This window comes from Paraburkholderia sp. A1RI-2L (assembly GCF_048957375.1).
GTDB lineage: Bacteria > Pseudomonadota > Gammaproteobacteria > Burkholderiales > Burkholderiaceae > Paraburkholderia.
In genome coordinates this window covers 25976-37043 of sequence record NZ_JARBTA010000005.1, presented here as the reverse complement: position 1 = coordinate 37043, position 11068 = coordinate 25976, and the positions used below count along the sequence as shown (strand labels likewise).

Below are 11068 nucleotides of genomic sequence, written 5' to 3'. Positions count from 1 at the left end.
GAACAGCCCCAATCGATGAGCCGGAAACCGGCGGCCGGCCGCCGCCCCTTCAGACCACCACGTTGACCGGCTCCCCGCAAACGAAGCGGTGAATGTTGTCCATCAACTGATCCGCGAGGCTTTGCTGCGCTTCATCGGAAGCCCATGCCACGTGCGGCGTCACGATCACGTTCGGCCGCGCGGCGATTTTCATCAGCGGATTGTCATCGGCGGGCGGCTCGCCCGATAGCACGTCGAAGCCAATGCCGCTGATCCACCCTTCGTCGAGCGCGCGCACAAGCGCATCCTCATCGACGAGCCCACCGCGCGCCGTATTGATGATGAGCGGCTTGCGCTTCATCGCGCGAAACTCGGGCAGCGCGAGCATGCCGCGCGTCTGCGGCGTCAACGGGCTGTGTATCGTGATGACGTCGCTGCTTGCCAGCATTTCGTCCCACGGTGTGTAAAGCGGCCCGAGCCCTTCGCGGCCCTTGTGCGCCGCGAAGAGCACACGCATGCCGAAGGCCTTCGCAATCTCGGCCACGCGCTGCCCCAGCACGCCCTCGCCGATAATGCCCAGCGTCATGCCGCCCAGGTCGCGTATCGCATGGTTGAAGAAACAGAACTGGCCGGACTTCTGCCATTCGCCGTTGAGCACGTCGTCGCGGTAAGCAATCAGATTGCGCCGCAATGCCAGCATCAACGCGAAGGTATGCTCGGGCACCGTGTTCACCGCGTAGCCGCGAATATTCGACACGCGAATGCCCTGACGCTCGCAGGCGGATTTGTCGATGCAGTCGGTGCCGGTCGCCGCAACGGCGATCAGCTTCAACGATGGCAGCTGCGCGAGCGCTTCGGCCGTCAGCGGCACCTTGTTGGTGATCGCGATAGTCGCACCCGCCAGGCGCGCGGCGACCTGCCCGGCTGAAGTATGGTCGTACTCGATGAATTCTTGTGCGAACGCCGGGCGCGAAAGCCGGATTTGCGGCGCGAGCGTCGCGCGGTCGAGAAAGACGATCTTCTCCATGCTGATTCCTGGTTGATTGCTGGTTGATTGCCGTTGTGGCTGTTGAAACGGCTCAAAGATGGAGCCTGGCTTCAGCAACGATGTGCCCGGGCGTGATGCCGAAGTGTGCGTACAAGGCCTCGGCCGGCCCCGACGCCCCAAATCCGGCCATGCCCACGAAGCCGCCACGCTCGCCGAGGTAGCGGTCCCAGCCAAAACGCACGGCGGCCTCCACGCCAATGCGTACCGTATTCACGCCAAGCACCTCCTGGCGATACGCGGTGTCCTGTGCGTCGAACAACTCCCAGCAAGGCAGCGAGACCACGGCCGTGGGAATGCCTTCACTCTGCAATCGATCGCGCGCTGCAAGCGCCAGCGCGACCTCCGATCCGGTGGCCAGCAGCGTGACGAGGCGCTTGCCCCCTTCGGCCTGCGCGAGCACATAGCCGCCGCGCGCACAGAGGTTCTCCGCACCATGGCTCTTGCGCACGAGCGGCAGGCTCTGCCGCGCGAACACCATCGTGCTCGGGCCGCTGCGGTGCTCATAGGCGAGCGCCCAGCATTCGGCGGCCTCGACGGCGTCGGCGGGCCGGAACACGCGCATGTTCGGCAGCGCGCGCAATGACGCGAGAATCTCCACGGGCTGATGGGTCGGCCCGTTCCTGCCGACGCCGATCGAGTCGTGGCTGAACACGAACTTCACGGGCAGGCCCATGAGCGCGGCCATGCGCATCGCGGGTCGTTCGTAGTCGGAGAATGCGAGGTAGGTGAGCGCCAGCGGTATCACGCCGCCGTGCGCGGCCATGCCGTTCGCCATGGCGCCCATCACGTGCTCGCGCACGCCGCAATGCACGTATGCGCCGCTGCGGTCCTCGGCCGTGAACGCGTGCAGGCGGCGCTTGTGGCTCGTCGGCGCTTCGAGGTCCGCGCACGCGACCATGCGCTCGGGCAGGTGCGCGAGCCGGTCGTTGATCTCGGCGGAAATCGTGATGCCCGCCTCGGCCTCGCCGCGCTCGATGCTCTGCCTTTTATAGTCTTCGAGCACGCGCTGCCAGCCCTCGGGCAAGCGGCCCGCCTGAATGCGCTCGAATTCGGCGCGCGCCTCGGCGGGCAATGCGGCAAGCCGCTCGCGCCACGCCAGATAGTCGCTCTCGCTGCGCCGTCCGGCGGCGCGCCAGGCATCGAGCACGTCGTGCGGAATCTCGAATGGCGCATGGGCCCAGCCCAGTTCCTTGCGCGCCGCGTCGGCATCGGCTTCGAACAGCTTGCCGCTGTGCCCGCCCCGCTGCCCTTGCAGGCGCGCAATACCGCGCGCGATGACCGTGCGGCACGCGAGCATCGATGGGCGCGGATCGCGCTTGGCCTCGGCGAGCGCCGCCGCCACCGCGTCGAGATCGTGTCCATCGACTTCGATCACCTGCCAACCCGCGATACGAAACCGCGCGCTCACGTCTTCGCTGATCGAAAGCGCGGTGCTGCCGTCGTCGGTGATGCCGTTGTCGTCCCAGCAGAGAATCAGCTTGCCCAGTTGCAGATGGCCCGCCAGCGCGATCATCTCCTGGCCGACGCCCTCCTGCAGGCAGCCGTCGCCCACGAACGCATACGTGTGATGGTTCACGATGCCGTCGCCGAATTTCGCGTTCAGATACGCCTCCGCAACAGCCATGCCGAACGCGTTCGCGATGCCCTGGCCGAGCGGGCCCGTTGTCACTTCGATGCCTGCTGCAGGATCGAATTCGGGATGGCCCTCGCAGCGCGAGCCCATCTCACGAAAGGTCTTGATCTGATCGATGCCGAACTTTGCGTATCCGCTCAGATGCAGCAGTGCATAGAGCAGCATCGAGCCGTGTCCGTTCGACAACACGAAGCGGTCGCGGTCGGGCCACTGCGGATCGGCGGGATTGAACTTCAAGTGCTGCGTAAAGAGCGCCGTCGCGATTTCCGCCATGCCGAGCGGGACGCCCTGATGGCCCTCGCCGGCGCGCACGATGGCATCGATCGCGAGAAAGCGGATGGCGTTGGCGAGCGGCCTCGTTTCTTGCAACGCCTGGTGCAACGGCATGCGTGCGGACATGACTTCTCCTTGCCGCGTCGCCCGTGAAGGCGGCGGCGATGGTTCTGGGTGAAATTGGGGAACTTGGGGGAAAAGCGCCGCGTCCTGGGCAAGACGCGGCGCGGTGCGTCAATGCAGGAAGCCGGTGGAAATCCAGGGTACGGCGGCCACGACGATCAAGCCGATCACGAGCGCGACCATATAGCCGATGATCGGCTTCATGCCTTCGTCGGGATGGATGCGGCTCACGGCGCACGCCGAGTAGTAGCCGACTCCGAACGGCGGCGCGAACAGGCCCACGCCCATCGAGAGGATCACGACCATGGCGTAATGCACCTCGTTGATGCCCAGTTGATGCGCGATCGGGAACATCAGGGGTCCGAACAACACCACCGCAGGGATGCCTTCGAGCACGCTGCCGAGCACCACGAACACGAGGATCGAAGCCGCGAGGAAAGTCGCCGCGCCGCCGGGCAGCCCTGCCAGGGTCTGGGCGAGCTGGCCCGAGAAGCCCGACTGCGTGAGCGCCCACGCCATGCCGGTCGCGGCGCCGATGATCAGCAGGATCGCTCCGGACAACGCGGCCGTATCGATCAGCATCGGCTTGATGCGCGCCCATTCGAAACGACGGTAAATGATCAGCCCCGCGAGCACGGCATAGACGATGCCGATCGTCGAGACCTCGGTCGCCGTCGCCACGCCTTCGACGACCGCGAGGCGAATCACGAACGGCAGCGCGAGCGCGGGCAGCGCAACCACGAGCTTGCGCAGGATTTCACGGCGGGTCGCGCGGCGCACGTCGGAAAGATCGTCGCCGCGATAGCGCCACCAGACGACGCTGCACAGCGTGATCGCCAGCACGATGCCGGGCAGCATGCCGCCCGTGAACAGCGCCGAGATCGACACGCCCGTGACCGAGCCGAGCGTGATCAGCACGAGGCTCGGCGGAATGGTCTCCGTTTGCGCGCCGGTGGCCGCGAGCAGCGCGACGAGGTCGCCGGGCTTTGCGCCGCGCGCCTTCATCTCGGGGAACAGCACGGGCGCGATGGCGGCCATATCGGCGGCCTTCGAACCGGAAATGCCGGACACCAGATACATCGCCCCCACGAGCACATACGACAGCCCGCCACGCACGTGGCCGAGCAGACTCGCGAGAAACGAAATCATCGCAGCCGCCATGCCGGTCATCTCGATCAACTGGCCGAGAAAGACAAAGAGCGGCACCGAGAGCAGAATCAGGTGCGACATGCCTTCGTCCATGCGGCCGACGACCACGCTCAGCGGCGTGCTCGTGGTGAGCGCGAGATAGCCAAACGTTGCGAGTCCGAACGAAAACGCAATCGGCACACCCGAGAGCACGCACAGCGCGACGAGCCCCACAAAGAAGATCAGCAGGTTCGCGTTGCCGAGGTTCTGCAGCAGCGGACTCACGGCAACGAAAGCGCCTGCGATGGCGCCGACCAGCGCGAGCGCCGCGGCCATCGTCGTCCACTTGCCAACGCGAATCAGGCGCAGGCACGCTACCGCGAGCATGAGCGCGCTGCCAACGGGCAGCGCTGCGGCGCGCCAGGTGTCCGAGATGCCAAGGGCGGGCGTCGTAATCATGCCTTGGTCCTGCGCGAAGTCCACGGCGGGCCCGACGATCAGCAGCAGGAACGCCAGCGGCGCGGCAATCGCCACGACGTCGAGAAATGCGCGCGTCTGCGGCGAGGTCTTGCTCACCAGCGCGGTCATGCGCATGTGCTCGCCGCGCCGCAACGCGATCACCGCGCCGAGCATCGCGAGCCACACGAACAGCATGGACGCCAGCTCATCGGACCAGACGAGCGGCGTATGCAGCACGTAGCGGCTCGTGACGCCCGCCAGCAGCACGCAGATCTCGGCGAGCACGAGCAGCGCGGCGGGAATTTCGACGCAGCGCGCCAGCGCATTGTCGACGAGAACGACAAGGCGGCGCGGCGACGGTTGGGGGAAAGTGGCGGTCTGCATGGCGTTCATACCAGTTTTCCGGAATACTTTTCGAGCAGGCTCCAGCCCTCTGCCCCATATTTGCCTTTCCAGTCGCTATAGAAGCTGGTCTTGCGCAATGCGTCGCGAAACGCCGGTCGGTTCACGTCGACGATATTGATGCCCTTCGCTTTCAACTGGCCGCTCAGCCTGCCATTGAGATTCGCAATATCGGCGCGCTGCAGCATGCCTGCCGCTTCGAATTCGCGCGTCACGATGGCGCGCATGTCGGCAGGCAGCCGCTCCCATGCGCGGCGATTGCCGAGAATCCAGTAGCCGTCCCACACGTGCGAGGTCAGGCTGATCGACTTCTGCACTTCGTAGAGCTTGGTGGTCGCGATGATCGGCAGCGGATTCTCCTGCCCTTCCACGACGCCCGTTTGCAGCGCCGAATACAGCTCGTTGAAATTGATCGGCGAAGGGCCCGCACCGAGCGCCTGGAACAGCGACGTGAGCATCGGCGCCTGTGGCACGCGGATCTTGAAGCCCTTCAGATCACCGGGCTGCTTGATGACGCGCGTGGAGGAGCTGATCTGCCTGAAGCCGTTGTCCCATACGCGCGACACCGTCACGATGCCGGTCTTCTCGATTTGCGCACGCACGTAGGCGCCCAGATCGCCGTCCATCGCTTTCCAGACCGTGTCGTAGTCGGGGAACGCAAAGCCCGTGTTGACGATGCCGGCTGCGGGCGCGAGCGTCGCGAGCACCGACGACGCCTGATTGAAGAACTCCACCCCGCCGCTTCTCACCTGCGAAAGCAGGTCGGTATCCGAGCCGAGCTGGTTCGAGGGAAACACCTTGATGTCGAGCTTGCCGCCCGTGGCGGCGCGAATCTTGTCGCAGGCCTGCTGCGCGCGGACATTGACGGGATGCGTCGGGTCTTGCCCCGTCGCGAGCTTGTACGAGAAGTCGGCAGCCGACGCGCGGCGGATCGACAGCCCCCAGAGCGGCGCCGCGGCGGCAACGCTCGCGCCCGCTTTAAGGAAGGTCCGCCGGTCGAGGCCGCGGCCGGAGTTCGAACGATTGCTCATGATGTGCTCCTCCAAGATGGATACGCAGGTATCGCGTTTTATGTTTTCCCGCACAGCCCGCTCTACGGCGCGCTTGTCTGTGCCCGGCGACAGCATTGATGCGCGCGGCCGGCCGGAGCAGGCCGCGCGCCGTTTTGCGTCAGCCGTGAATCAGCATGCCGCCGTTGACGTCGATGACGGCGCCGGTAATGTACGACGAGATCGGCGCGGCGAGAAAGAGGAACGCACCGGCGACATCGTCGGGCACGCCCAGGCGGTTCAGCGGAATGCCCGCGAGAATCTCGCCGCGTTTGTCGTCGCTAATCTTGCCTGCGTTGATGTCGGTCTGGATCAGGCCCGGCGTCACGCAGTTCACGCGGATGCCGTCGTTGCCCAACTCGCGCGCCATCGCTTTGGCAAGACCCAATACCCCGGCCTTCGCGGCGGAATAATGAGGACCGCCGAGAATGCCGCCGCCGCGCTGCGCCGACACCGACGACATGCAGGCGATCGAACCGCTCTTTTGCTTCTTCATTTGCGGCACGACGGCCTGCGAGAGATAGAGCACGCCGCGCAGGTTCACGTCGAGAATGCGGTCCCAGCTCGCCGCGTCGATATCGAGCAGCTTGACCGCCTGCGTGATGCCCGCGTTGTTGACGAGCACGTCGATGGCGCCAAAGTCGGCAACCACTTGCTCGACCGCTGCCGCGCACGCCTGCTGATCCGTGACGTCGCATGCGTAGCCGCGATGCTCCGGGCCGATCGACGCGGCCGCGTCGCGCGCCGCCGACAGGTCGAGATCGAGAATGGCGACTTTGGCGCCGTGCTTCGCGAACATGCGCGCGGTGGCCATGCCAATGCCGCGCGGCGAGGCTGCACCGGAAATAACGGCGACTTTGCCGTCGAGAAGACGCGATTCGGACATGAGGTGTTCTCCTTCCTGATTATGGACTGGTGTTGTCGTGATGGGAGCCCGCTCAGCCAAGCCAGCCCTTGATGGTGTCGCACATGGTTTCGGTCGAGATGCCGTAGCGGTCGTGCAGCGTGGGCAGCGCGCCCGCGTCGAGAAACGCGTCGGGCAGCGCGATCTGGCGAAACGGCGGCGTCACGCCCGCGCCGAGCAGCGTGCGCGCCACGGCTTCGCCGAGTCCCCCGATCACCGTATGGTTCTCCGCGACGATCACCATGCGGCCCGTGCGCTTTGCCTCGCGCAGAATCGTGGCCGTGTCGAGCGGCTTGATGGTGGGCACGTGCAGCACGCCCACACCGATGTTGTCGGCCTGCAGCGCCTTGGCCACCTCCAGCGAGCGCATCGTCATGATCCCCGACGAGATCAGGAGCACGTCGTTGCCGTCGCGCAGCAGCTTCGCTTTGCCCAGCTCGAAGCGGTAGTCGTATTCGTCGAGCACGGCGGGCACGTTGCCGCGCAACAGGCGTGCATAGACGGGGCCTTTGTGGGCCGCGATGGCGGGCACCATCTGCTCGATATCGAGCGCATCGCAAGGATCGATCACGGTCATGTTCGGCATGGCGCGCATCAGCGCGAGGTCCTCGGCCGCCTGGTGGCTCGGGCCGTAGCCGGTCGTGAGCCCCGGCAGCGCGCAGACGATCTTCACGTCGAGGTTGTCTTCGGCGATCGTCTGGTGAATGAAGTCGTACGCGCGGCGCGTGCCGAACACCGCATAGGTCGTGACGAAGGGCTGCGCGCCTTCATGCGCGAAGCCGGCCGCCGCGCCCATCAGCAACTGCTCGGCCATGCCCATCTGGTAGTAACGCTCGGGAAATTCCTTCGCGAAGATATGCAGGTCGGTGTATTTGCCGAGATCGGCCGTCATGCCGATGACCTGCGGCTTCTTGCGCGCCAGCTCGACGAGTGCATGGCCGAACGGCGCGGAACGGGTCAGCTGGCCTTCGGCCGCAATCGACGCGATCATGGCCGAGGTTTTCAGGCGCGGCTTCTTCAGGACGGTGCTCATGCTTGCCTCCCGGCGTCGAGCGCTTCGAGCGCGAGCTGCCACTCGTGGGCATCGACGCGGATGAAATGGTTTTTCTCGCGCGCTTCGAGGAACGGCACGCCGCAACCCATCTTCGTATCGCAGACGATGATGCGCGGCTGCTCGCCCTGATGCTGGCGCGCGTTGTCGAAGGCGCGCTTCACGGCCTCGATATCGTTGCCATTGACGCGCTGCGTGTACCAGCCGAAAGCGTCGAGCTTTTCGACCAGCGGCTCGAACGCCATGACTTGCGTCGAGGGACCGTCGGCCTGCTGGTTGTTCACGTCGACGATGGCGATCAGGTTGTCGAGCTTCCAGTGCGCGGCGGACATGAGGCCTTCCCAGATCGCGCCCTCGTCGAGCTCGCCATCGGAGAAGAGCGTGTAGACGAAGGCGTCCGAGCCCTTGCGCTTCAGGCCGAGGCAGCGCCCGACGGCAATCGTGAGGCCCTGGCCGAGCGAGCCGCCCGACATCTCCATGCCCGGCGTGTAGCTCGCCATGCCCGACATCGGCAGGCGGCTGTCGTCGCTGCCATAGGTTTCGAGTTCGTCGATGGGCAGGACGCCCGCTTCGAACAGTGCGGCGTAGAGCGCAATCGCGTAGTGGCCGTTGGAGAGCAGGAAGCGGTCGCGCCCTTCCCATTCCGGGTCTTCGGGGCGGTAGCGCATCGCGCCGAAGTACGCGACGGCCAGTACGTCCGCAATGTCGAGCGCCTGCCCGATATAGCCCTGCCCCTGTACCTCGCCCATCAGCAGCGCATTGCGGCGGATGCGCCAGGCGTGTTCCGCGAGTTGGGCGGTGTGCCCGGCTTCGCTCGTATTCACGCGTGTCTCCTTCTTGTGGCCCCCGGCCCGGCTTGCGCGCCGGGAGGCCGGTGTTTCATGGCGGATGATTCGTCTCGTTCGCAGCTTCGGGTAATCCCTTGATTCCTTTGCGCTGCGAATGGATAAAGCGTATCGACTTGGACACATTCGCTCAAACGAATTAAAGTGGGCTATCGTTGAGATGAATTCATGTGAATGCTGCAATGCAAAATCGAACTTCGCTCAAGTCCATACAGGCTTTCGAAGCCGCCGCGCGGCTCTCGTCTTTCGCACTCGCAGCAGACGAACTGTTCGTCACGCCCTCGGCGGTGAGCCATCAAATCAAGCTACTGGAGGAGCAATTGGGCGTGCGGCTCTTTCATCGCGTGCACCGCGCCGTGGTGCTCACGGACACGGGGCGTCAATATGCAGAGGAAATCGGCGCGGCGTTCGCGCGTATCGACAAGGCGACGCGCGATATCGGGCGCATCGAAAAGAGTGACATCCTCACTGTCCACGCGACGCCCAGCATCGCCACGCAATGGCTGATGCCCAGACTCGCGCGTTTCAGCGCGCTGCATCCGGATATCGACGTTCGGCTCAATGCGTCGTCGGCGGCCGTGGATCTCATCAAGGAGTCAGTCGATATCGACATTCGCTACGGCGCGCGGCGCCTGCAGCCGGCGGGCACGATGGTGCTCGACCTGCCGCTCGAGACCATCGTGCCGCTGTGCTCGCCGCGGCTCGCGAACGGCGAGCGGCCGATACGCACGGTGGCGGACCTGCGCCATCACGCCTTGATCCACAGCGAGGGCTGTCTCGTGGGATGGCGAGACTGGATGCGGCTGCATCGCAAGGTGGTGCTCGACATCACGCGCGGCCCGCGCTTCGATCGCTCCTTTATGGCCATCAGCGCGGCCGCGGACGGTATGGGCGTGTGTCTGGAGAGCCTGCTGCTCGTGCAGCGCGAGCTGGAAACCGGCACGCTGGTCGCACCGTTGGGTTTCGAGGGATTACGAGTGAACGGCTACACCCTCAACCTGCTGAAGTCGCGCGCGGATCTGCCGAAGCTCAAGCGCTTTCAGGACTGGCTGTTCGACGAACTCGGGGCGGGCTGAAGTCGCCTTTGCAAACACCATTGGGAGATCGGGTGCTTGGCGTCGGGCTCGTCCAATGGAATTTGACATTCCGGCTTTTCGCTTCGTATATCCACTCAACCGGCGCCGCGGCGTCAAATCAGAACGGGATGACCGCCTTCGCCCATACGGCCTCTCCAGCCGGCCGGTTGTGCACGAAGAATTCCTTCACGACGCGCGCTTCCAGGCTGATCTTGCTGAACTGATAGCGAATCCCCGGCCCGATCGCAAACGTCTGTCCGCGAAAGCCGTCGCCGTTGACCGGCTGCCCGTTCTGCATGTCGTTCGTCGTCTGCTCGACGAAGTAGCCCGATAACCCGACGCGCACCTTAGGCGTGACCGCATAACTCGCCGAATAGTCGAAGTGAAATAGATTGCCCGAGTGGTAATGCGTGTCGTCGTTCGGGGAATTGAAGCTATATGTGAACTTCGCGGACACCTCGACCTTGTCGTTCGGCAACCATGAGGCGGCGAACACTGGCCGCGCGGTGTAGTAGTTCTTGCCCGTGTTCAGCGCCGCATGCGGGTCGTACTGGCCGGTCGGAAACACGAATTCGATCGCGGCCACCGTGCGCAGCGCGCCCGAGCCCCACGCGATCAGCGCGGGGCTGACGATCAGGTCGCCGAGGTTGGTACGGTCGAACGACGCGCCGCCCGCATCCAGCGCCAGATGCTCCATCGGCAGCACCGCATACGCGCCGTAGCGTCCGCCAAGCACCGACAGGTTCGACATCCAGACGACGCGCGGAATCAGCACGTCCGCATCGAGCTTGAAACCCGGCACCGAATTGTTGCCCTGCGAATCGTTGAAACGCGACGCATGGTAATGCGTGTAATAAAGCAGGCCGTACAGCCCGGCCGGCGGCAGCGCGCCCGCGAAGAACGCTTCGGCGCCCTCGCCGATCGTATCGCTGCCGCCCTCCGTCGCCGATGCGCCGGTGCTCAACATGATGCCCGCGCAGGCCGCGAGCGAGATCAATCCGAATGCCGCCTTCCGATTCATCCTTGTCTCCATGATTCGTTATGCTGACTGTCTTTCTTATGTTGGTTCAGGCTAACCTTCCCGCGCTGCCGCCACGC

Annotated in this window: 9 protein-coding genes; 1 reads left to right on the top strand and 8 read right to left on the bottom strand. The window is 65.0% G+C overall.

Annotated features, from left to right (window positions below):
- Nucleotides 1-49: 49 nt before the first annotated feature.
- The 7 genes from PWP93_RS32900 to PWP93_RS32870 form a co-directional block, all read right to left on the bottom strand.
- Complete coding sequence (locus PWP93_RS32900) at nt 50-1006, bottom strand: D-2-hydroxyacid dehydrogenase (protein ID WP_421047760.1); 957 nt, start codon at nt 1004-1006, stop codon at nt 50-52.
- Between the two features lie 52 nt (nt 1007-1058).
- Nucleotides 1059-3059, bottom strand: a complete 2001-nt coding sequence (gene tkt, locus PWP93_RS32895; protein WP_421047759.1) for a transketolase — start codon at nt 3057-3059, stop codon at nt 1059-1061.
- A 108-nt stretch (nt 3060-3167) separates the two neighbouring features.
- The gene (locus PWP93_RS32890) at nt 3168-5027 is read right to left on the bottom strand and encodes a TRAP transporter large permease subunit (protein WP_421048071.1); all 1860 of its coding nucleotides are present in this window, start codon (nt 5025-5027) and stop codon (nt 3168-3170) included.
- Between the two features lie 5 nt (nt 5028-5032).
- On the bottom strand, nt 5033-6076 hold the full coding sequence (locus tag PWP93_RS32885) for a TRAP transporter substrate-binding protein (protein WP_421047758.1): 1044 nt from the start codon (nt 6074-6076) through the stop codon (nt 5033-5035).
- Between the two features lie 139 nt (nt 6077-6215).
- Complete coding sequence (locus PWP93_RS32880) at nt 6216-6980, bottom strand: SDR family NAD(P)-dependent oxidoreductase (RefSeq protein ID WP_421047757.1); 765 nt, start codon at nt 6978-6980, stop codon at nt 6216-6218.
- A gap of 52 nt (nt 6981-7032) precedes the next feature.
- Complete coding sequence (locus PWP93_RS32875) at nt 7033-8031, bottom strand: transketolase family protein (RefSeq protein ID WP_421047756.1); 999 nt, start codon at nt 8029-8031, stop codon at nt 7033-7035.
- The gene (locus tag PWP93_RS32870; protein WP_421047755.1) at nt 8028-8873 is read right to left on the bottom strand and encodes a transketolase; all 846 of its coding nucleotides are present in this window, start codon (nt 8871-8873) and stop codon (nt 8028-8030) included. Before PWP93_RS32870 ends, PWP93_RS32875 begins: the two co-directional genes overlap by 4 nt.
- 203 nt (nt 8874-9076) lie before the next feature.
- Here PWP93_RS32870 and gcvA point away from each other — a divergent pair, with 203 nt between their 5' ends.
- Nucleotides 9077-9970, top strand: coding sequence for a transcriptional regulator GcvA (gcvA, locus tag PWP93_RS32865; RefSeq protein WP_421047754.1), 894 nt, complete (start codon nt 9077-9079; stop codon nt 9968-9970).
- Nucleotides 9971-10088: 118 nt separating this feature from the next.
- Here the strand turns inward: gcvA and PWP93_RS32860 are convergent, their stop codons facing one another.
- Nucleotides 10089-10991, bottom strand: a complete 903-nt coding sequence (locus tag PWP93_RS32860; RefSeq protein ID WP_421047753.1) for a SphA family protein — start codon at nt 10989-10991, stop codon at nt 10089-10091.
- Nucleotides 10992-11068 lie beyond the last annotated feature (77 nt).

Bases quoted from the DNA above. Each gene is read 5' to 3' on its own strand.
- PWP93_RS32900 (WP_421047760.1), bottom strand. From the start codon at position 1,006: ATGGAGAAGATCGTCTTTCTCGACCGCGCGACGCTCGCGCCGCAAATC.
- tkt (WP_421047759.1), bottom strand. From the start codon at position 3,059: ATGTCCGCACGCATGCCGTTGCACCAGGCGTTGCAAGAAACGAGGCCG.
- PWP93_RS32890 (WP_421048071.1), bottom strand. From the start codon at position 5,027: ATGCAGACCGCCACTTTCCCCCAACCGTCGCCGCGCCGCCTTGTCGTT.
- PWP93_RS32885 (WP_421047758.1), bottom strand. From the start codon at position 6,076: ATGAGCAATCGTTCGAACTCCGGCCGCGGCCTCGACCGGCGGACCTTC.
- PWP93_RS32880 (WP_421047757.1), bottom strand. From the start codon at position 6,980: ATGTCCGAATCGCGTCTTCTCGACGGCAAAGTCGCCGTTATTTCCGGT.
- PWP93_RS32875 (WP_421047756.1), bottom strand. From the start codon at position 8,031: ATGAGCACCGTCCTGAAGAAGCCGCGCCTGAAAACCTCGGCCATGATC.
- gcvA (WP_421047754.1), top strand. From the start codon at position 9,077: ATGCAAAATCGAACTTCGCTCAAGTCCATACAGGCTTTCGAAGCCGCC.
- PWP93_RS32860 (WP_421047753.1), bottom strand. From the start codon at position 10,991: ATGAATCGGAAGGCGGCATTCGGATTGATCTCGCTCGCGGCCTGCGCG.